This window comes from Streptomyces sp. NPDC005791 (assembly GCF_042871485.1).
Lineage (GTDB): Bacteria > Actinomycetota > Actinomycetes > Streptomycetales > Streptomycetaceae > Streptomyces.
Map to the genome: position 1 here is coordinate 16,360 of NZ_JBIAIP010000012.1, position 20,068 is coordinate 36,427.

Below are 20,068 nucleotides of genomic sequence, written 5' to 3' on the forward strand. Positions count from 1 at the left end.
GAGCGATCACCCTGTCCCGCATGCGCACCCACGTCTCCCTCCGCTCGCTGCGCTCACCGCGCCGCCCGCGCCTCTGGTTCGAGATCCTGCTGATCGCCGTCAGTTACTGGCTCTACTCGCTGGTGCGCAACGCCGTGCCCGAGCAGAAGGCGGCGGCCCTGCGGAACGCCGACTGGATCTGGTCCCTCGAGCACACCGTGGGCCTCGCCTTCGAGGAGTCGGTCAACCGGGCCGTCAACTCGGTGACATGGCTCATCGTGTCGATGAACTACTACTACGCGACCCTGCACTTCGTCGTGACCATCGGTGTGCTGGTCTGGCTGTTCCGCCGCCATCCGGGCCGCTATGCGGCCACCCGTCTGATCCTTTTCGCCACCACGGCGGTGGCCCTGCTCGGCTATTACGTCTTCCCGCTGGCGCCGCCCCGGCTGATGAACGGCGGCAGCTTCATCGACACGGTGCTGCTGCATCAGACGTGGGGCTCGATGGCCTCGGGCAACTTCAAGCACATGTCGAACCAGTACGCGGCGATGCCGTCCATGCACATCGGCTGGTCCCTGTGGTGCGGTCTGACCATATGCGCGCTGGCCACCGCCCCGTGGGCGAAGATCCTGGGCGCGCTCTACCCGGTGGCCACGCTCGTCGTGATCGTGGCGACGGCGAACCACTTCTGGCTGGACGCGGTGGGCGGCGCGGCCTGCCTGATGTTCGGGGCGGCGCTCTCCTACGCCTGGTACGGGGCGCTGCCGCACCGCCTGCCGAGACGGGTGCCGCCTCGCGGCACGGCCCCGGCTCCGGTCAACGACGAGGCCCTCCCCTCTCAGCCCACGGCGCCGTAGAACCGCTCGTCCACCACCGCCCGGGCGCGCCGGGTGATCCGCCGGTAGTCCTCCAGCATGTCCCCCACGTGCCCGTCCTCGTAGCCCAGGTACCGCCCCACGGCCGTCAGCTCGCGCGGGTTCGAGGGGAACGTGTCCCCCGGCCGCCCCCGCACCAGCATCACCGCGTTACGCACCCGCGAGGCCAGCACCCACGCCTCGTCCAGCGTCTGCGCCTCCTCCGCCGAAATCAGATCCGCCGCGCACGCCGCCGCGAGCGCCTGGCGCGTACGCGGGGTGCGCAGCCCGGGTTCGGCCCAACCGTGCTGCATCTGGATCAGCTGCACGGTCCACTCGACGTCGCTCAGCCCGCCGCGCCCCAGTTTGGTGTGGAGCGTCGGGTCGGCCCCGCGCGGCATGCGTTCGGACTCCATCCGCGCCTTGAGCCGCCGGATCTCCCGGACCGCGTCGTCCCCGAGCCCTTCCACCGGGTACCTCAGCGGGTCGACGAGCTCGACGAAGGCGCGGCCCAGCTCCTCGTCCCCGGCCACGGGGTCGGCGCGCAGCAGCGCCTGGCTCTCCCAGACCAGCCCCCAGCGCCGGTAGTAGGCCGCGTACGACTTCAGGGTCCGCGCCAGGGGTCCCGTCTTTCCCTCCGGTCGCAGGTCGACGTCGATGAGGAGCGGCGGGTCGGCGGTCGGCAGCTCCAGCAGCCTGCGCATCTCCGCGACGACGGTGTTCGCGGCCCGGGCGGCCTCCTCGTCGCCGACCCCTTCGCGGGGCTGGTGCACGAACAGGACGTCGGCGTCCGAGCCGTAGCCCAGCTCGTGCCCGCCGAAGCGGCCCATGCCGATGACGGCGAACCTGGTCGGCAGGGTGTCGCCCCACCGCTCGCGCACGGCGGCGCGCAGCGCCCCGGAGAGGGTGGCGGCGTTCAGGTCGGTGACCGCGGAGCCGACCCGGTCGACGAGGGCGCCCGGGTCCGTCTCCGCCGGGTTGTCCTCGGTGCCGTACGAGCCGATGAGGTCGGCCGCCGTCGTGCGGAACAGCTCCCGCCGCCGTACCCCGCGCGCCACCGCGACGGCTGCCTCGGCCCCCGGGGCGCGGCCGACCGCGGCCAGGACCTCCTGCTCCAGGTGGTCCCGGCCGCGCGGCTTCAGCCCCTCCGGGTCGCCGAGGATGGCGACGGCCTCCGGGGCACGCATCAGCAGGTCAGGCGCGAGCCGGCCGGCGGACAGGACCCGGGCGAGGTTCTCGGCCGCCGCGCCCTCGTCGCGCAGGAGCCTCAGGTACCACGGGGTCTTGCCGAGCGCGTCGGACACCTGGCGGAAGCCGAGCAGTCCGGCGTCCGGATCGGCGGAGTCCGCGAACCAGCCGAGCAGCACCGGAAGCAGCGTGCGCTGGATCGCGGCCTTACGGGAGACACCCGACGACAGGGCCTCCAGGTGCCGCAGCGCGGCCGTGGGGTCGGCGTAGCCGAGTGCCTCCAGCCGGACGACGGCGGCCTTGGCGCTGAGCTTGCTCTCGCCGGGCGCGAGCTGGGCGACCGCGTCCAGGAGCGGCCGGTAGAAGAGCTTCTCGTGCAGCCGCCGCACGACGGAGGCGTGCCGCCGCCACGCCCTGTTGAGCTCGCCGACCGGGTCCGTACGCAGTCCGAGGGAGCGCCCGAGCCTGCGGAGGTCGGCCTCGTCCTCGGGGACCAGGTGGGTGCGGCGCAGGCGGTAGAGCTGGATGCGGTGCTCCATCGCCCGCAGGAAGCGGTAGGCCTCGTCCAGCTGCGCGGCGTCCGCCCGCCCGACGTACCCGCCGTCGGCGAGGGCGCGCAGGGCCTCCAGCGTGGAGCCGGAGTGCAGGGAGCTGTCGCTGCGGCCGTGCACGAGCTGGAGCAGCTGTACGGCGAATTCGACGTCCCGGAGTCCGCCGGGGCCGAGCTTGAGCTCCCGGTCGACCCGGTCGACGGGGATGTTGTCGACGACGCGGCGGCGCATCTTCTGCACGTCACCGACGAAGTTCTCCCGGTCGGCGGCCTGCCACACCAGCGGTGACACGGCCGCGACGTACGCGGCGCCCAGCTCGGGGTCCCCGGCGACCGGCCGTGCCTTGAGCAGTGCCTGGAACTCCCAGGTCTTGGCCCAGCGCTGGTAGTACGCGAGGTGTGAGGACAGGGTGCGCACCAGCGGCCCGTTGCGGCCCTCGGGGCGGAGGTTGGCGTCGACGGGCCAGATGGTGCCCTCGACGGTGGTGTCGGAGCAGATTCTCATCAGGTGGGCGGCGAGCCGGGTGGCGGCCTGCAGGGCTCCGCTCTCCTCCGCCCCGTCGACGGGTTCGCCCACGAAGATCACGTCGACGTCGGAGACGTAGTTCAGCTCGTGTCCGCCGCACTTGCCCATCGCGATGACGGCGAGCCGGCACTGCGCCGCGTCGGAGGGCGCGGCGACGCGGGCGATGTCGAGCGCCGCCCGGAGGGTGGCCGTCGCGAGGTCGGCGAGCTCGGCGGCGACCTGGGCGACATCGGTCGTCCCGCACACGTCGCGGGCCGCTATCGACAGCAGAGACCTGCGGTAGGCGACCCGCAGGGAGTCCGGGTCGACGGCGTCGCCGAGCATGTGCTCGAACTCGGCGACCCCGGGGTGCAGATCGGTGGCCTCGTACGTGACCAGCGCCTGCCAGTCGCGCGGATGCCGCGCCAGGTGGTCCCCGAGCGCCTCGGAGGCCCCGAGCGCCCCCAGGAGGCGGTCCCGCAGCGGCTTGGCCGTGATGAGCGTGTCCAGCAGGACCCGCCGTTCCTCGGCCGCCTCCGCCTCGACGAGCCGTACGAGGCTGTTCAGGGCCAGGTCGGGGTCCGCAGTCGCCCCGAGGGCCTCGAAGAGGACGGGATCCGCCCGTACGGAGGAGAGCTCGGGCAGGTCCAGCAGCCGTTCGGCGGCGGACGGGTCGGTGAAACCGTGCCGCAGCAGGCGCGTGAACGTACTGCTCCTGCGTCCCGGCACCGTCGTCATCCTGTGTCTCCTGCCCGCCGATCACCCATATGCGTCCGTCCGCCCTTCGAGCCTAGCCCGCACCGATGAATTCGGAGCGGGGGCGGAGTCCTCCCTGCGGAGGCAGGATCGCCGAAAAGACCACGCACACCGTCATACCGCCCCAGGAGGACCGCCATGCCGGCCACGGACGACGCCGCACCCACCACCACCCTCGACCCCCACTACAGCAGTGAGGACGCCACCGTCCGGCCCTGGGCGGAGGCGGTCGGCCTGCTGGACCGCGCCGAGCTGTACTGGCTGTCCACGGTCCGCCCCGATGGCCGCCCGCACGTCACCCCGCTGATCGGCGTCTGGTCGGAGGGTGCGCTGCACTTCTGCACGGGGCCCTCGGAACGCAAGGCCCGCAATCTGGCCGCCAACCCCGAGGTCGTCCTGACCACCGGCGCCAACACACTCCGCGAGGGATTCGACGTGGTGGTCGAGGGCCGGGCCACCCGGGTGACGGACGAGCAGCGGCTGATCGCGCTGGCCGAGGCGTGGGAGGCGAAGTACGGCGCCGAGTGGCACTTCGGTGTCACGGACGGGCTGTTCTCCAACGGCGCGGGCGGCCGTGCGGAGGTCTTCGCGGTGGCTCCCCGCACGGCGTTCGGCTTCGCGAAGGGCGACCCGTACGGACAGACGCGCTGGCGCTTCGCCTGAGCCGCCCCGTGCCCGCCCCGGCTACCGGGGCCTGGTCCCGATGACGACGGTGGCGTACAGCTCCTCGGAGACGACGACACGCGCGGTGAGCCCGCGGCTGCCCACCGTCTCCGCGGCGCGCGTGGCCTGCCGTTCGCTCGTCTCGACCAGCAGGCTGCCGCCGGGGACCAGCCAGTCGGTCGCCTCGGCGACGACGCGCCGCATCACGTCGAGGCCGTCGCCGCCTCCGTCGAGGGCGACGCGCGGCTCGTGGACACGGGCCTCGGCGGGCAGCAGCTCGACGTCCTCGGTCGGCACGTACGGCACGTTGGCGAGCAGCACGTCGACCCGCCCGCGCAGCGAACGGGGCAGGGGGGAGAAGAGGTCGCCCTCGTAGACCGTTCCGAGTCGGCCCACGTTGCGCCGGGCACAGCGCACGGCGGCGGGTTCGACGTCTGCCGCGTGCAGTTCGACGCCGTCCAGCGACGAGGCCAGCGCCGTGCCCAGGGCCCCGGAACCGCAGCAGAGGTCGACCACGACCGCCTGGGCCGGTGCGAGAGCCGCGGCTTGCGCGACGAGGAATTCGGTACGCCGACGGGGCACGAAGACCCCCGGGTCCACGGAGATCCGCTGCCCGCGGAACTCGGCCCAGCCGAGCACGTGTTCAAGCGGCAGCCCGGCTACCCGGCGTTCCAGCATGCCGGCGAGTCGGGCGGGGTCGGACGTCGCGGAGAGGAGGAGCTGCGCCTCGTCCTCGGCGAAGACACAGCCGGCGGTACGGAGCGTGGTGACGAGCGTGGAGAAGGTGAGCGACGGAGCGGATTCCTGCATGGAGCGGAGCCTTTCGGGTGTACCGATGGGCGCTCCGCGATCGCTCAGGCCCGGTCGGCCACACGACGGCGAGGGGTGAGCGCCCAGCCTGCTGAAGCGGTAATGGGTCTCACCTCCTGGGTCGGTCCCGGTCTCGGGAGGGGTCACACTACCCGACCGGCGCCGGAGACTGCGGTGCCCCTACCGGCGGCTCCCGGCTGCCGGTACGGGGCACACACGCGCGGGTGGGGCGGGCCGGTGCCGGCCGCGCCGTACGGCTACCCTCCCCGCATGGCACCGGACACGCGGGGCAACAGGGCCCGGCGCGCAAGGCCCGAACCCTCTGCGGAGCATCACGTTCACCGCACTGGCCGTCTTCCTGACGAGCTGGTTCCTGTGCTGGTTCCAGGCGTACGGCTTCAACGACGACCTGCCCCACACCTGTGGCGACGTACGCAGACAGGTCTTTCCGACGGAGGTGGCCTGCGTGTCCGTGGACGGGACGGTCACCGGGGCGACGCCCGGATGGCTGGTGGTGCTGTTCTTCGCCTCTCTGGTGGTGACCGTCCTGGCGGGAGCCATGGCGATGGCGGTCGCCGCGGCCGTACGCGAAAGGTGACTCAGCCGCGCCGCGCGGCGCCGTCCGGCCAGACCACGTCCACCGGCACGCCTGCGCGGCGGGCCTGCGCGACCAGGTCGGCCGTCCCGCCGCCCTTGCCCGACGGCGGCGTACCGTCCCACACGGCGACGAGCCGGTCCGCACGCTTCAACAGCTCGTCGTTGGCCGCCTCGTACGCGGCGCGGTCGGCGGTCGCGTACGGAAGGGTCCGTACCTCGACGGCCGTTTCCTGGAGGTGGTCGAAGACCGGGCCGTCCTCCGGCTTCACCACCGCATCGCGGTAGTCCAGGGACGGAACGACGACGACGAGCCGGCCTCCCATCGCGGAGACCTCCTCCGCGAAGAGCGAATCAGCTCCCGCCGCGATGCACGAGACCCCCGTGAGGTCCTCGCTGTAGGGCGCCAGTACTTCACGCAGGGCGGCCCGTACGAGCGGAACGGTCTCCTCGGTCAGGTCGATGTGCCCGGTCACGGCCAGCGTCGTCATGCGCCGCCCTCCTCAGCTCGTCAGTGGGGCGTGGGCCGCCCTCGGTGTACATGTACGGCTGCCCGGTACGCACCCTCGCACGCCCGGCCACGCACGGCGGTGCCGACCGACCGTACGGGCACCGCCTGTTCGCGGGCCTCCCGCCACGGCCCACTTCCTCTGTTCGATCCCGAAGTGTACGTTCGTACATACACAGCCCCGGGGTGACGTCCGCCCCTCCCCCGTACTCGTACTCGTGAAAGACACGTGCCTGATGGACCTGGCCACCCGTCGCCGCCGAGCGGCGTTGTTCCTCTTCTTCCTCGTGCCCGGCTTGTCGATCTCCTCCTGGGTGACGCGAACGCCGGACATCAGGGACCAACTGGGCGCGTCCACCGCGCAGATGGGGCTCGTCCTGTTCGGCCTGTCCGTCGGCTCCATGCTCGGCATCCTCAGCTCCGGGGCCCTGGTGGCGCGGTTCGGCACCCGGCCGGTCATGGGCGTGGGCACCGTGCTGGTCATCCTCGGCCTTGCGGTCATCGGCTGCGGGGCCCTGCTCTCCTCCGCCCCGGCCGTCGCCGCCGGTCTGTTCCTCTCCGGCGCGGGAATGGGAGGCGGAGAGGTCGCGGTCAACATCGACGGCGCCGAGGTCGAGCAGATCACCGGCCGGATGGTGCTGCCCACCCTGCACGGCTTCTTCAGCCTCGGTACCGTCGTGGGAGCCGGCGTCGGCATCCTGTGCACCGCCGTCGACTTCCCGGTGGCGTGGCATCTGAGCGCCGTGGCCGTCATCGCGGCCGGGATGTTCGTGTACGCCTTCCGCGCGATCCCCTCCGAGGTCGGGAAGACCAGGGGGACCCGGCCGGCCGACGGCGGCTCGGCGCCGGCCCGTGCGGCCGTGTGGAAGGACAAGCGCCTGCTGCTGATCGGCGGCATCATCCTCGCCATGGCCTTGGCCGAGGGCGCCGCCAACGACTGGCTGCCGCTGCTCATGGTCGACGGCCACGGCGTGGACCCCGCCCTGGGATCGGCCGTCTACGCGGGCTTCGCCGCCGCCATGACGATCGGCCGCTTCTGCGGCGGCTTCTTCATCGACCGCTTCGGCCGCGCCCCGGTCGTCCGGGCCAGCGCGATCTCCGCCGCCCTCGGGCTCACCCTCGTCATCTTCGCCGACTCCCCCGTCCTCGCGGGTGCGGCCGTGCTCTTCTGGGGCCTGGGCGCCTCGCTCGGCTTCCCCGTCGCCCTGTCCGCGGCCGGCGACTCCGGCCCCGACTCGGCTGCCCGCGTCAGCCTGGTGGCGATGATCGGCTACATCGCCTTCCTCGTCGGCCCCCCGGGCCTGGGCTTCCTGGGCGACCACTACGGCCTGCGCTCCGCCATGATCGTCGTCCTGGCCTTCGTCGCCGTGGCCGTCTTCCTCGCCCCGGCGATCGGCGGCCGCCGCGGCACGACGCCCGAGGTGCACACCGCGCATACACCCACGCCCGACGCGGCCCGGGACGGCGAGCGGACGGCCCAGCGCGACTGAGACGGCACCGGGCCGACGGTGCGGCACCGTCGGCCCGGCGGGGTCTCACCGAGGAAGGCCGTGACCTGACTGCTCAGCCGAGTCCGGACAGCGCGGCGGGCTGCCGCGTCAGACGCCGTCCTTGTGGCCGTTGGCGACGAGCAGCTGCTCCATGCTCTTGTGGGCGGGGGCGGCCTGGGCGTTGCTCGCGTCGTGGAAGAACCTGAGGTAGCGGATGAGGGTGCTCACGCACGTGTCGCGCTTGTCGTACTCCGCGTTGTCGACGAGTTCACAGTTTTCGGAGATCTCGCTCGTCCGCCCGTCCGGACCCGTGTACACGGGGTGCCAGATCAGTTGCACGTCCGGGTTCAGCCGCTGGACCAGTCGGAGCTCCGGGACCTCCAGCCTGATGAGGATGCTGTCGGGAGCGTAGGCCCGCACGAAGATGTGCACGGGGCCGGTGGCGAGGGACACGAAGGCCTTGGACAGGATGCTCCACATCGGCCCTGTCAGCTTCCAGTCCGGATGCAGTTCCAGGACGTTGAGCACACTGCCGATCCGGGTCTGCGCCAGCGGTGTGTGCCCCTTCTCGTGCGCGTAGTCGTTGACTTCGATGCCGCCGGCCCACAGGGCCATGGTCGGCGTGCTGATCTCCAGATGCTTGGTCATGAGCTTGACGAACTCCTGGTACCAGGTGTTCGTCGCACGGATCTCGCGCTGCTCCTGGCGGTCGCTCGTTCTCGCCGCGGCCTCGTCGTTCAGTGCGCCCTGCGAGTCGATCCCGCCGAGCAGGAGTTGCCAGGCGTCTTCGGCCTCGGCCCGGGGTATGCCCGCGGCCTTCGTCAGTTTCTGGTACGTCCCCCACTCGGGATGCTCCGTGGGTTTTGCGGCGTAGTGCTCGTTCAGGGCGCCCGCCTGGCGCTGCACCCAGCGGGTCACCGCCGCGTTGCCCGCGCGCTGCTGCAGTGCGGCCACGCCGGTGGGGGGTGCCGCACGCCTGGCGGCGGCCTGCGGCGTCGTCTGCGTCTTCGAGGCTCTCCGTTGCTCGCGCACGCCTTCTCGTCCTTCCGGTCGATCGCCCGAGCATAGGGCGGTACCGGTGAACGGACGAGGTACGGGAGGGCAGCCCCGAGGGCAGGCACGTTTCTCCGGAACCCGGAGGCATGAGCTGCGGAGCGCAGTCGGGGCGGCTCGACGAGGGCGTCCGGGGTCGGCCCGCGCCGCCCGCGCCGGCCTGACGGCCCGGAGACGGCCCACACCTGGTCATGACTGCGGGCGGGTCGCCTCCGCCTGACCGGGCGACCCGTCCGCTCGGTGCCGCGTGAGCCACTGACCTGCGACTACAGCACCGGCAGCAGGTTCTTCAGCTCGAAGGCGGTGACCTCGCTGCGGTACTCCTCCCACTCCTGCTTCTTGTTGCGCAGGAAGAAGTCGAAGACGTGCTCGCCCAGCGTCTCGGCGACCAGCTCGCTCTTCTCCATCAGCGAGATCGCCTCGCCCAGGTTCTGCGGCAGCGGCTCGATCCCCATCGCGCGGCGTTCCGAGTCGGAGAGGGCCCACACGTCGTCGTCGGCGCCTGCCGGGAGCTCGTAGCCCTCCTCGATGCCCTTGAGGCCGGCGGCGAGCAGTACCGCGTACGTCAGGTAGGGGTTGGCGCCGGAGTCGATGGAGCGGACCTCGACGCGGGCCGAACCGGTCTTGCCGGGCTTGTACATCGGGACGCGGATCAGCGCGGAGCGGTTGTTGTGGCCCCAGCAGATGTACGAGGGGGCCTCGCCGCCGGCGCCGGCCGAGCGGCTGGAGCCGCCCCAGATGCGCTTGTACGAGTTGACCCACTGGTTGGTCACGGCGGAGATCTCCGCGGCGTGCTTGAGCAGGCCCGCGATGAAGGAGCGGCCCACCTTCGACAGCTGGTACTCGGCGCCCGACTCGTAGAAGGCGTTGCGGTCGCCCTCGAAGAGGGAGAGGTGGGTGTGCATGCCCGAGCCCGGGTACTCCGAGAACGGCTTCGGCATGAAGGTGGCCTGGACGCCCTGTTCCAGCGCGACCTGCTTCATGACCAGGCGGAAGGTCATGATGTTGTCGGCGGTGGAGAGCGCGTCGGCGTAGCGGAGGTCGATCTCCTGCTGGCCGGGGGCGCCCTCGTGGTGGCTGAACTCGACGGAGATGCCCATCGATTCGAGCATGGTGATCGCCTGGCGGCGGAAGTCCATGCCGACGTTCTGCGGGGTGTGGTCGAAGTAGCCGGAGCTGTCGGCCGGGGTGGGGCGGCTGCCGTCGACCGGCTTGTTCTTCAGCAGGAAGAACTCGATCTCCGGGTGGGTGTAGAAGGTGAAGCCCAGGTCGGAGGTCTTCGCGAGGATGCGCTTGAGCACGAAGCGCGGATCGGCGAAGGAGGGCGAGCCGTCCGGCATCAGGATGTCGCAGAACATCCGCGCCGTCCCCGGGGCCTCCGCGCGCCACGGAAGGATCTGGAACGTGCCGGGGTCCGGCTTGGCGATCATGTCCGATTCGTATACACGGGCGAAGCCCTCGATCGCGGAGCCGTCGAACCCGATGCCCTCGTCAAAGGCCTGTTCGAGCTCGGCCGGAGCAACGGCGACGGACTTGAGGTAACCGAGGACATCGGTGAACCACAGCCGTACGAAGCGGATGTCGCGCTCCTCAAGCGTCCTGAGGACGAATTCCTGCTGCTTGTCCATAGCCACATCCTTGCAGTTCAGACGGTCCGTGCACCACCGCCCGGGGTAGGGGAGACACCTCAGTATCACGACCCGGGATTTCACCCAGATTACGCACACGGTGTGAGAGAGAGCACGCGGCCACCCACTACGATCGGCGCCCATGGTGTGCAAGGGCCGCAGCCGCTCGGCCACGGTCCTGCGCGCCCTGGTTCTCCGCTCCGTTCCCGTCCCTCCCGACCCCTTGGCAGAAGGACCGACGTCATGAGCTTCGACCGCAGCACCCGCACCGAGCAGACGCGCAGTTCCGACCGTGCGCACGACCGCCGCAACCGGGTCGTCGCCATAGGCTCGAGCGCCGTCGTGGTCGCGGGCCTGCTGGGTTTCGGCTCGTACACGCTCCTGGAGAAGTCCGAGGCGAAGGAGAGGACCACGGGCAGCCAGGCCGCTCAGGCCCAGGACTCCAAGCCGACCGAGCAGTCCGCACAGGAGAAGACGAAGCTCGCCGCCGAGCCGATCGCGGGCGAGAGGACGTGGGACGCGAAACTGCTGAGCCGCAAGCACGTCGAGACCGACGTGAAGTACCCCATGCGGCCGCCCGTCGGCGGGGACCACAATCCGGCCTGGCTGAACTGCGACGGCGTCGTATACGAGAAGGCCGTCCCGGACGTCAACGCCGTGCACTCCCTGGAGCACGGGGCGGTCTGGGTGACGTACAACGGCAAGGCGGCCGGCTCCGACGTCGACGCGCTCTCGTCCCGGGTCAGGAGCACCCCGTACTCCCTGATGTCGCCGTACGCGGACCAGGCCGGGGCGATCATGCTGAGCGCCTGGGGCAGGCAGGTCACCGTGGACGGTGCGGACGACCCGCGGGTGGCCCGGTTCTTCGCACGGTACGTCCAGGGCGTGCAGACGCCCGAGCCTGGCGCGCCCTGCACCGGCGGGATCGACGGGTGAGCCCCGCGCCGACCCGTCGCACCCGGTGGGTGACGGGCTCCGCCGTGGCCCTCGCCCTGCTGTTCGCCGGCGCGGCGACGGTCGCCGCCGCACGGGACGACGGGGCCGCGCCCGGCCCCCGTACGCCTGCCGCCGAGTCGGCGGACGCGGGCTTCGCGCGGGACATGGCCGTCCACCACCAGCAGGCCGTGGAGATGTCCTTCCTCGTGCGGGACGTGACCGAGGACGAGGGGGTACGGCGGCTCGCGTACGACATCGCCAACACGCAGGCCAATCAGCGGGGCATGCTGCTCGGCTGGCTGGACCTGTGGGAGCTGCCCAAGACGGCGCCCGACGGACAGGGCCCGATGGCGTGGATGACGGGCGCCCACAGCGGCCACGACGCGCACGGCGTGGAGGGCACGGATCATGACGGGGCACTCATGCCCGGCATGGCGACCAGGACCGAGCTGAAGCGGCTGCGCGAGGCCGACGGCAAGCAGGCCGAGATCCTCTTCCTGCGGTTGATGACCGACCACCACAAGGGCGGCGTCGCGATGGCCCGCGGCTGCGCGGAGCAGTGCACCGTGTCCGTGGAGAAGCGCCTCGCCCAGGGCATGGTCGAGGCCCAGCAGTCCGAGCTGGACCTGATGGCGGACATGCTCGCGGCGCGGGGGGCCATGCCCCGTCCCTGAGCGCGGGACCCGCCCGGCGTACGCCCGAACGAGTGATACGGGTGACAGCACTCGCGTGCACCGGGCGGGACCCCGACGATGGAAGGACAGGACTCGGGGCCGTACAGCAGTGCCCACGGGCACGCAGGAGGCAACCCCATGACCACGGCCAAGGACATCATGCACACCGGGGCCCACTGGATCCCCGCCCACGAAACGCTCGACCGCGCCGCCCAGATGATGCGGGACCACAAGGTGGGCGCGCTCCCCGTCTCCGCCCACGGCGAGCAGGACCGGATGGTCGGGATCATCACCGACCGCGACATCGTGATCGAGTGCGTGGCGGCGGGGCGCGATCCGTCGAAGGTCACTGCGGGCGAGCTCTGCGACGGCACTCCGCGCTGGATCGATGCGACGGCTGGTGTCGACGCGGTGCTGGAGGAGATGCAGAGCCACCGGATCCGCCGGCTCCCGGTGATCGAGAACAAGAAGCTGATCGGCATGATCAGCGAGGCCGATCTGGCGCTGCACCTCTCGGACGAGCAGGTCGCCGGCTGGGCGGAGAAGGTCTACTCACGCGCCTGACCCCCAGGGGCCGGGCACGCCCTGCGACTCCGTCCGGGGGCGGTCCACCGCTTCCGCACGGAGCGATCCAGGACATCGCGTCAGTCAGACGATTACACTGGCCGAGTGCCTCAACTACGCCTCGCACTCAATCAGATCGACGCGACCGTCGGTGACCTGACCGGCAACTCCGAGTCGGTCGTCCACTGGACCCGGCACGCCGCGGAGCAGGGAGCCCACCTGGTGGCGTTCCCCGAGATGGTGCTGACCGGGTACCCCGTCGAGGACCTGGCCCTGCGCTCGTCCTTCGTGGAGGCCTCGCGGACGGCGCTGCGCGCGCTCGCCGCCCGGCTCGCCGACGAGGGCTTCGCCGAACTGCCGGTCGTCGTCGGGTACCTCGACCGCTCGGAGCACGCGGCGCCCCGCTACGGACAGCCCGCGGGGTCCCCGCGCAACGCCGCCGCGGTGCTGCACCGCGGACAGGTCGCGCTGAACTTCGCCAAGCACCACCTGCCCAACTACGGCGTGTTCGACGAGTTCCGGTACTTCGTGCCCGGCGACTCGATGCCCGTCGTGCGGGTGCACGGCATCGACGTGGCGCTGGCGATCTGCGAGGACCTCTGGCAGGACGGCGGCCGCGTCCCGGCGACCCGTGCCGCGGGGGCCGGGCTGCTGCTGTCGGTCAACGCCTCCCCGTACGAGCGCGACAAGGACGACGCCCGGCTGGAGCTGGTCCGCAAACGCGCCCAGGAGGCCGGCTGCACGACGGCGTATCTGGCCATGATCGGCGGCCAGGACGAGCTGGTCTTCGACGGGGACTCGATCGTCGTCGACAAGGACGGCGACGTCATCGCCCGTGCACCGCAGTTCGCCGAGGGCAGCGTGATCCTCGACCTGGACCTGCCGGCCGCCGCGGCCGAGCCGCCGTCCGGGGCCGTGGACGACGGGCTGCGGATCGACCATGTCGTCCTCAGCGAGGCGCCGCTTCCCGCCTACGAGCCGGAGTACGCCGGAGGGTACGCCGAGCGGCTCGACGACGACGAGGAGCTGTACTCGGCACTGGTCGTGGGCCTGCGCGCGTACGCCGCGAAGAACGGTTTCAGGAGCGCCCTCATCGGGCTCTCCGGCGGCATCGACTCGGCGCTCGTCGCGGCGATCGCCTGCGACGCGCTGGGGGCTGAGCACGTGTACGGGCTCTCGATGCCGTCGAAGTACTCCTCGGACCACTCCAAGGGCGACGCCGCCGAACTGGCCCGGCGTACGGGGCTGAACTTCCGCACCATACCGATCGAGCCGATGTTCGACGCGTACATGGAGTCGCTGGGGCTGACCGGGCTCGCCGAGGAGAACCTCCAGGCGCGGCTGCGCGGCACGACGCTGATGGCCGTCTCCAACCAGGAGGGCCACATCGTGTTGGCTCCGGGCAACAAGTCCGAACTGGCGGTGGGCTACTCGACGCTCTACGGGGACTCCGTGGGCGCGTACGGTCCGATCAAGGACGTGTACAAGACGGCGGTCCTCCGCCTCGCGAAGTGGCGCAACCGCGCCGCCGAGGAGCGGGGGCAGACCCCGCCCATCCCGGAGGCGTCCCTCACCAAACCGCCGAGCGCCGAGCTGCGCCCGGACCAGGTGGACACGGACTCGCTGCCGGACTACGAGGTGCTGGACCGGATCCTGGAGCTGTACGTCGACCGGGACCAGGGCCGGGACGCGATCGTGGCGGCCGGGTTCGACGAGGCCCTGGTGGCGGAGACACTGCGCATGGTGGACGCGGCGGAGTACAAGCGGCGGCAGTACCCGCCGGGTACGAAGATCTCGCCGAAGGGCTTCGGCAAGGACCGCAGGCTGCCGATCACGAATCACTGGCGCGAGACGGGCTGACCCGGATCGGGATGCCTGAGCCTCCCAGGCTCGGGCGCAACCTGCCCACCAGCGCACTGCCGTGCAAGCGCTGGGGGCTGCGTCCCCGCACGTGCGCCTGGGCAGGCGATCAGGAAGGTGCCGTTGTGCGGAATCGCGATCAGCCGATCCGCGACCACGGGCCGGCGGGGGCGCGTGTCCCCCGCCGGCCCGGACCCGTCGTAGCCCCTACAGGGAGCGTGCGTCCACCGGCTCGCGCGCCTCGGCGGGGGCGCCGGAGGCCACCACCCGCGAGGTGCCGGGGGTCCGGTCCAGCACGCCCGCCGTGATCGCCACGGCGAGTCCCGCCACGGCCAGCACCGCGCCGACCAGGGCCGGAGACGTCCAGCCCCAGCCCGCCGCGATGGCGACCCCGCCGAGCCAGGCCCCGCCCGCGTTGGCGAGGTTGAAGGCGGAGTGGTTGGACGCGGACGCGAGCGTGGGGGCGTCCTTCGCCTTGTTCATCACGAGCATCTGCAGCGGCGTGGTCGTCATGAAGCCGACGCCGCCGAGCAGCACCACCATGACCAGCGCCGCCCACTGCACGTGCACGGTGAAGGGGAAGACGACGAGGATGACGGCCAGGGCCCCCAGCGAGCCGTACAAGGTGGGACGCAGTGCCCGGTCGGTCAGCGGTCCCGCCGCCAGCGCGCCGAGGGTCATGCCGATGCCGAAGAGCGCGAGGACGAGCGTCACCGAGGACTCGCCGAAGCCCATGGCCTCGGTCGTCATGGACGAGAGGTAGGAGTAGACGGCGAAGACACCCGCGAAGCCGAGGACGGCGGTGAGCAGACCGAGGACGACCTGCCGGTTGCCGAGCGCGCTCAGTTCACGGCGTACGTTCTGGTGCGCCTCGACGGGGATCTGCGGGACGAGGCGGGCGAGCGCTGCCATCGCGACCAGGCCGATCACGGCGACCACCATGAACGTGGCGCGCCAGCCGAGGTGCTGTCCCAGCAGGGTGGCCGCGGGGACGCCCACGATGTTGGCCACGGTCAGGCCGAGGAACATCGTGGCGACGGCGCGGGCCTGACGCCCGTCCGGCACGAGGCGCGCGGCGACGACCGCGCCGACGCCGAAGAAGGCCCCGTGGGGCAGCCCGGCCAGGAAGCGGCCGGCCATCAGCCAGCCGAAGTCGGGGGCGAAGGCGGAAGCGAGGTTGCCGACGGTGAAGACGGCCATCAGCAGCAGGAGCATCCGCTTGCGCGGGATCCTGGAGCCGAGACCGGTGAGCAACGGGGCACCGAGGACGACGCCGATCGCGTACGCCGAGACGAGATAACCGGCGGTGGGTACGGACGTTCCCAGATCGTCCGCGACGTTGGGCAGCAGCCCCATCATCACGAACTCGGTGGTGCCGATGCCGAAGGCGCTCACAGCGAGGGCGAGCAGGGCCAGGGGCATGGAGAAGACCTTTCGGGCAGGGGGCCGCCCGGAACCTCGGAAGGCCGGGTGGCAGCGGTATGTGTGCGGGAGCGTCGGCTTCGTTGCCGGGACGGGTTATGTACCCCGTCGGAACAAAGTCTCTCAGACGTTTTATGCCCGGACGTGAACATGCCGTTGCGGCGAGGTGTGATGTGGGCGTCACTCGGCGGCCACGACAGGCCTGCGCACCACCGACAGCACCCCCGCCCCCGCGAGGGCCAGGCACATCAGCAGGGCGCTCACCCAGACCGGCGCGCGGAAGCCGAAGCCCGCGCCGAGGACCAGGCCACCCAGCCAGGGACCGGCCGCGGCGCCCACGTTGAAGGCGGCCGTCGCGAAGGATCCCGCCAGGGTCGGGGCGTCCGGAGCCAGGTGGAAGACCCGGGTGATCAGCGTCGTACCCGTGCCGAAGGCGAGCGCCCCCTGGAGGAGGATGAGCGCGAGGGCCGCCGCAGGGTGGGCTGCGGTCAGGGCGAGTGCGGCCCATCCGGCGGCCAGCGCGGTCATGCCGAGCCCGATCACGGCGCCCGGGCGGGCGTCCGCCAGGCGTCCGGCCAGTGTGACCCCCGCGAACGAGCCGACGCCGAACAGCGCGAGCACCACGGGCACCCAGCCCGCGCCGAAACCGGTGACGCGGGTGACCAGCGGTTCCAGGTAGGAGAACGTGCAGAAGGTCGCCCCCTGCACGAGCGCCATGACCAGCAGCGTCAGCAGCAGCCGGGGCCGGGCCAGGGCCCGCAGCTCACTCCTCGCGCTCACCTGAGGTGCGTCGTCGGGCCTGCCGCCCGGGACGGCCACCAGCAACGCGATCGCCGCCGGTACGGAGACGAGAGCCACGGCCCAGAACGCCGCGCGCCAGCCCCACAGTTCACCGAGCGCCGCCCCCGCCGGCACGCCCACCACACAGGCGACGGTGACCCCGCCGACGACCACGGCGGTGGCCCGCGCCCGCTGGTGCGGACCTGCCATGGCCAGCGCGGTGACCAGCGCCACCGCCCAGAAACCGGCATTGGCCAGCGCCCCGGCGACCCGGGTGGCGAGCAGTACCCCGTAGCTGGGCGTCAGGGCGCCGACGACATGGACGGCGACGAAGACACCGAGGAAGAACAGCAACGCCCGGCGCCGGGGCCAGCTGCGGCCGGCCAGAGCGGTGAGCGGCGCACCGACCACCATCCCCACCGCGAAGGCCGAGGTCAGCAGCCCTGCGGCGCCCAGTGGGACGTGCAGGTCGTCGGCGATGCCGGAGAGCAGGCCGGACAGCATGAATTCCGATGTGCCCTGGGCGAAGACCGCCAGCCCGAGCACGTACACAGCGAATGGCATGAGGAAGTGACCCCTTGTACGGAACCGTCGGAGGAACGAGCGGTGCGCAGGGGATGCGGGCCGCGCCCGTCGTCACGCGCGGGAGCGCGAGGACGGCGACGCGGCGGAATGTCCGGTGTTCTCACGGGACATGGAAGTCGGCCCGCACCGCCAGGTGAGATCCGGCGGTGGTCGACGGTGTGACGGGGGAAGCCCGGTGACCGCTGGGGTCAGGGGCGTCGGGTGTCAGTGACCGGCCACCGGCGAACCGGCGGCCGGAGTCTGTCGGACTCGGGGCTGGACATGGCTGCGAGCGTACCGCCTGTCGCGGCGGCAGTGCTCACAACTGCACGCGGGCCGCGATCGGGAGGTGGTCGCTGTCCGTCGCGGGCAGGGTCCAGGAGGCGCGGGGCTCGACGCCCCGCACCATGATCTGGTCGATCCGCGCCATCGGGAAGGTCGCCGGCCAGCTGAAGCCGAAACCGTCGCCCGCCGCGCCCTGGGTCGAGCGCATCTGGGCGGTGACCGCGTGCAACGAGCGGTCGTTCATCGTGCCGTTCAGGTCGCCGAGCAGGACCACCCGCTCCAGCGGCTCGTCCGCGATGGCCTCACCCAGCGCGTCCGCGCTGTCGTCCCGCTGGTTGGCGGTGAACCCGGCGTTCAGCTTGACCCGTACGGAGGGCAGGTGGGCGACGTACACCTTGACCGGTCCCTCAGGGGTCGTGACCGTGGCGCGCATGGCACGGGTCCAGCCCAGCTTGATGTCGACCGGCTTGGAGTCCGTCACGGGGTACTTGCTCCACAGGCCGACGGTGCCCTGGACGGAGTGGTGCGGATAGTGGTCGGCGAGCGCGTCCTCGTACGCCGCGACCTTGCCGGTCGGCAGCTCCTGCAGGGCGACGACGTCCGCTCCGGAACCGGCGACCTGCTGGGCGGTTCCGGCGGGGTCGGGGTTGCCGGCGTTGACGTTGTGCGTGGCGACGGTGAGGTCGCCGCCGGCGCCCGACTTGTCGGCGAACAGCAGGCCGCCGAAAAGATTGAGCCAGACCGCGACGGGCAGGACGAGGGCGACCAGCGCCGTCGCGGAACGCCGGACCAGGCCGAGGAGCAGCAGCACCGGCACGAGCAGCCCGAACCAGGGCAGGAACGTCTCGATGAGGCTGCCCGTGTTGCCGATGGCGTTCGGGATGTCCGAGTGGAAGACCATCACGACGGTCAGGAGGACCGAGCAGAGCGCCAGGAGGATGCCCCGCCGCCAGATGCCGCGGTCGGTGGCCAGTCTGTGACGCAGGGCCCGCAAACGGGAGTCCGGCCGCGGACCCGCGCCGGCGTTCTCGGTGTCCGTCCTGTACGCCTGCACCATTGCGCTCGTCCTCACTGACTTGCCCTACACGTCACCGCACCTCCCGACCCTAGGCGATGGGCGACACCGTTTTCGCCGCCCACGACGGCCGCACTGCCATCAGGACGACCGATGCGGTACGGCGGGTTCCGGCCGAAGCGGTGGGTGTGAGGCTTGTGACAGAACGCTCACACGGGGGCGGCCGTCGGTGCCACGGCTGTGACCTGCGGTTGCCCCGGATCCGTATGTACGCATGGAGTGCGGAGGAACATCTTCACCCGGCCGCCCGGAACAGTTCACCGCGCACGGTGGGTGGGCCCACTTCCCGGGAACGGTTCCGGGATGCCACCATGGAAGGGATCCGGGGACGCCGTCAGGGCGCCTCGAGATGACGAAGGAGCCGTTGGCCATGTCGCTTCAGGCTGCGCAGAACCAGTCCGCCACACCTCCCGCGGGCCCCGCTCCCGGCGCCGGTAAGGCTCTGTACGGAGGTAAGAGCACCCGCCGCATCAGCGTCCACGACATCGCCGCCGCCAGTGAGCGCGGCGAGAAGTGGCCCATGCTCACGGCCTACGACGCGATGACCGCGTCCGTCTTCGACCAGGCCGGCATCCCGGTCATGCTCGTCGGTGACTCCATGGGCAACTGCCACCTCGGCTACGAGACCACCGTGCCCGTCACGATGGACGAGATGGCGATCCTCTCGGCCGCCGTCGTGCGGGGCACCGAGCGCGCCCTCATCGTGGCCGACCTGCCCTTCGGTGCGTACCAGGAGGGTCCTGTCCAGGCCCTGCGCAACGCCACCCGGTTGATCAAGGACGCCGGGGTCGGCGCGGTCAAGCTGGAGGGCGGCGAGCGCTCCCACGAGCAGATCCGCCTCCTGGTCGAGGCCGGGATCCCGGTCATGGGCCACATCGGCCTGACCCCGCAGTCCGTGAACGCCATGGGCTACCGGGTACAGGGCCGCGGCGAGGAAGCGGCGCAGCAGCTGCTGCGCGACGCGAAGGCGGTGCAGGACGCGGGCGCGTTCGCCGTCGTCCTGGAGCTCGTACCGGCCGAACTGGCCGCCGAGGTCACCCGCACCCTGCACATCCCGACCGTCGGCATCGGCGCCGGGCCCGACACGGACGCGCAGGTGCTCGTCTGGACGGACATGGTCGGGCTGACCGGCGGCAAGGTGCCGCGCTTCACCAAGCAGTACGCGAACATGCGTCAGGTGCTCACCGACGCCGCCAAGGAGTACGCCGAAGAGGTCGTCGGCGGCACGTTCCCGGCGGCGGAGCACACCTTCCACTGACGCCCATCCGACCACTGCCGCACCACCGACAGCCCGCCGACTTCCCCCATCGGCGGGCTGTCGCCCGTT

General features: G+C 71.6%; 17 protein-coding genes. 9 read left to right on the top strand and 8 right to left on the bottom strand.

Translation table 11 applies throughout. The features are described from left to right. Positions 1-20 precede the first annotated feature (20 nt). The gene (locus ACFYSH_RS22995) at positions 21-839 is read left to right on the top strand and encodes a phosphatase PAP2 family protein (RefSeq protein WP_388754827.1); all 819 of its coding nucleotides are present in this window, start codon (positions 21-23) and stop codon (positions 837-839) included. Here ACFYSH_RS22995 and ACFYSH_RS23000 read toward each other — a convergent pair. Continuing rightward, entirely contained in the window at positions 821-3,817 is a 2,997-nt protein-coding gene (locus tag ACFYSH_RS23000) for a bifunctional [glutamine synthetase] adenylyltransferase/[glutamine synthetase]-adenylyl-L-tyrosine phosphorylase (protein ID WP_388754830.1), read from the bottom strand. The two genes, ACFYSH_RS22995 and ACFYSH_RS23000, sit on opposite strands and share 19 nt — an antisense overlap. Positions 3,818-3,973: 156 nt before the next feature. Here ACFYSH_RS23000 and ACFYSH_RS23005 point away from each other — a divergent pair, with 156 nt between their 5' ends. Beyond that, positions 3,974-4,498: a pyridoxamine 5'-phosphate oxidase family protein gene (locus ACFYSH_RS23005; RefSeq protein ID WP_388754833.1), complete on the top strand. Its 525-nt coding sequence runs from the start codon at positions 3,974-3,976 to the stop codon at positions 4,496-4,498. A 21-nt stretch (positions 4,499-4,519) separates the two neighbouring features. Here the strand turns inward: ACFYSH_RS23005 and ACFYSH_RS23010 are convergent, their stop codons facing one another. Further along, positions 4,520-5,308, bottom strand: a complete 789-nt coding sequence (locus tag ACFYSH_RS23010; protein ID WP_359474617.1) for a putative protein N(5)-glutamine methyltransferase — start codon at positions 5,306-5,308, stop codon at positions 4,520-4,522. A 466-nt stretch (positions 5,309-5,774) separates the two neighbouring features. Between ACFYSH_RS23010 and ACFYSH_RS23015 the strand changes: the two genes are divergently transcribed. Beyond that, a complete protein-coding gene (locus ACFYSH_RS23015; protein WP_359474614.1) occupies positions 5,775-5,906 on the top strand; it encodes a hypothetical protein in 132 nt (43 codons plus the stop codon). 1 nt (position 5,907) lies between these two features. Here ACFYSH_RS23015 and ACFYSH_RS23020 read toward each other — a convergent pair whose 3' ends face one another. Beyond that, positions 5,908-6,393 carry a hypothetical protein gene (locus tag ACFYSH_RS23020; RefSeq protein WP_359474611.1) on the bottom strand — a complete coding sequence of 162 codons (486 nt, stop codon included), beginning with the start codon at positions 6,391-6,393 and terminating at the stop codon, positions 5,908-5,910. A 253-nt stretch (positions 6,394-6,646) separates the two neighbouring features. Here ACFYSH_RS23020 and ACFYSH_RS23025 point away from each other — a divergent pair, with 253 nt between their 5' ends. Beyond that, positions 6,647-7,900 (top strand): MFS transporter, encoded by a 1,254-nt coding sequence (locus tag ACFYSH_RS23025; protein WP_359474672.1) that lies wholly within the window; start codon positions 6,647-6,649, stop codon positions 7,898-7,900. Between the two features lie 108 nt (positions 7,901-8,008). Here ACFYSH_RS23025 and ACFYSH_RS23030 read toward each other — a convergent pair whose 3' ends face one another. Both ACFYSH_RS23030 and glnA read right to left on the bottom strand, forming a co-directional pair. After that, entirely contained in the window at positions 8,009-8,932 is a 924-nt protein-coding gene (locus ACFYSH_RS23030) for a hypothetical protein (protein WP_388754837.1), read from the bottom strand. 287 nt (positions 8,933-9,219) lie between these two features. Beyond that, on the bottom strand, positions 9,220-10,581 hold the full coding sequence (gene glnA, locus ACFYSH_RS23035) for a type I glutamate--ammonia ligase (RefSeq protein WP_014156604.1): 1,362 nt from the start codon (positions 10,579-10,581) through the stop codon (positions 9,220-9,222). 243 nt (positions 10,582-10,824) lie between these two features. Between glnA and ACFYSH_RS23040 the strand changes: the two genes are divergently transcribed. From ACFYSH_RS23040 to ACFYSH_RS23055, 4 genes are all read left to right on the top strand, one after another. Then, positions 10,825-11,517: a DUF3105 domain-containing protein gene (locus ACFYSH_RS23040; protein WP_359474604.1), complete on the top strand. Its 693-nt coding sequence runs from the start codon at positions 10,825-10,827 to the stop codon at positions 11,515-11,517. Beyond that, positions 11,514-12,191: a DUF305 domain-containing protein gene (locus tag ACFYSH_RS23045; RefSeq protein ID WP_359474601.1), complete on the top strand. Its 678-nt coding sequence runs from the start codon at positions 11,514-11,516 to the stop codon at positions 12,189-12,191. Before ACFYSH_RS23040 ends, ACFYSH_RS23045 begins: the two co-directional genes overlap by 4 nt. 138 nt (positions 12,192-12,329) lie before the next feature. Further along, a complete protein-coding gene (locus tag ACFYSH_RS23050) occupies positions 12,330-12,755 on the top strand; it encodes a CBS domain-containing protein (protein ID WP_359474598.1) in 426 nt (141 codons plus the stop codon). Positions 12,756-12,860: 105 nt separating this feature from the next. Beyond that, positions 12,861-14,615 (top strand): NAD+ synthase, encoded by a 1,755-nt coding sequence (locus ACFYSH_RS23055; RefSeq protein ID WP_359474595.1) that lies wholly within the window; start codon positions 12,861-12,863, stop codon positions 14,613-14,615. A gap of 207 nt (positions 14,616-14,822) precedes the next feature. Here ACFYSH_RS23055 and ACFYSH_RS23060 read toward each other — a convergent pair whose 3' ends face one another. The 3 genes from ACFYSH_RS23060 to ACFYSH_RS23070 form a co-directional block, all read right to left on the bottom strand. Then, positions 14,823-16,037, bottom strand: a complete 1,215-nt coding sequence (locus ACFYSH_RS23060; protein WP_359474592.1) for an MFS transporter — start codon at positions 16,035-16,037, stop codon at positions 14,823-14,825. A 180-nt stretch (positions 16,038-16,217) separates the two neighbouring features. Beyond that, positions 16,218-17,381: a Cmx/CmrA family chloramphenicol efflux MFS transporter gene (locus tag ACFYSH_RS23065; protein ID WP_359474589.1), complete on the bottom strand. Its 1,164-nt coding sequence runs from the start codon at positions 17,379-17,381 to the stop codon at positions 16,218-16,220. 319 nt (positions 17,382-17,700) lie between these two features. After that, on the bottom strand, positions 17,701-18,723 hold the full coding sequence (locus tag ACFYSH_RS23070; RefSeq protein ID WP_359474586.1) for an endonuclease/exonuclease/phosphatase family protein: 1,023 nt from the start codon (positions 18,721-18,723) through the stop codon (positions 17,701-17,703). 388 nt (positions 18,724-19,111) lie between these two features. Here ACFYSH_RS23070 and panB point away from each other — a divergent pair, with 388 nt between their 5' ends. Further along, positions 19,112-19,999, top strand: coding sequence for a 3-methyl-2-oxobutanoate hydroxymethyltransferase (gene panB / locus ACFYSH_RS23075; protein ID WP_359474584.1), 888 nt, complete (start codon positions 19,112-19,114; stop codon positions 19,997-19,999). Positions 20,000-20,068: the final 69 nt, after the last annotated feature.

Excerpts from the sequence above, each read along its gene's own strand:
- ACFYSH_RS22995 (WP_388754827.1), top strand. The coding sequence starts at position 21 with ATGCGCACCCACGTCTCCCTCCGCTCGCTGCGCTCACCGCGCCGCCCG.
- ACFYSH_RS23000 (WP_388754830.1), bottom strand. The coding sequence starts at position 3,817 with ATGACGACGGTGCCGGGACGCAGGAGCAGTACGTTCACGCGCCTGCTG.
- ACFYSH_RS23005 (WP_388754833.1), top strand. The coding sequence starts at position 3,974 with ATGCCGGCCACGGACGACGCCGCACCCACCACCACCCTCGACCCCCAC.
- ACFYSH_RS23010 (WP_359474617.1), bottom strand. The coding sequence starts at position 5,308 with ATGCAGGAATCCGCTCCGTCGCTCACCTTCTCCACGCTCGTCACCACG.
- ACFYSH_RS23020 (WP_359474611.1), bottom strand. The coding sequence starts at position 6,393 with ATGACGACGCTGGCCGTGACCGGGCACATCGACCTGACCGAGGAGACC.
- ACFYSH_RS23025 (WP_359474672.1), top strand. The coding sequence starts at position 6,647 with ATGGACCTGGCCACCCGTCGCCGCCGAGCGGCGTTGTTCCTCTTCTTC.
- glnA (WP_014156604.1), bottom strand. The coding sequence starts at position 10,581 with ATGGACAAGCAGCAGGAATTCGTCCTCAGGACGCTTGAGGAGCGCGAC.
- ACFYSH_RS23040 (WP_359474604.1), top strand. The coding sequence starts at position 10,825 with ATGAGCTTCGACCGCAGCACCCGCACCGAGCAGACGCGCAGTTCCGAC.
- ACFYSH_RS23050 (WP_359474598.1), top strand. The coding sequence starts at position 12,330 with ATGACCACGGCCAAGGACATCATGCACACCGGGGCCCACTGGATCCCC.
- ACFYSH_RS23060 (WP_359474592.1), bottom strand. The coding sequence starts at position 16,037 with ATGCCCCTGGCCCTGCTCGCCCTCGCTGTGAGCGCCTTCGGCATCGGC.
- ACFYSH_RS23065 (WP_359474589.1), bottom strand. The coding sequence starts at position 17,381 with ATGCCATTCGCTGTGTACGTGCTCGGGCTGGCGGTCTTCGCCCAGGGC.
- ACFYSH_RS23070 (WP_359474586.1), bottom strand. The coding sequence starts at position 18,723 with ATGGTGCAGGCGTACAGGACGGACACCGAGAACGCCGGCGCGGGTCCG.
- panB (WP_359474584.1), top strand. The coding sequence starts at position 19,112 with ATGTCGCTTCAGGCTGCGCAGAACCAGTCCGCCACACCTCCCGCGGGC.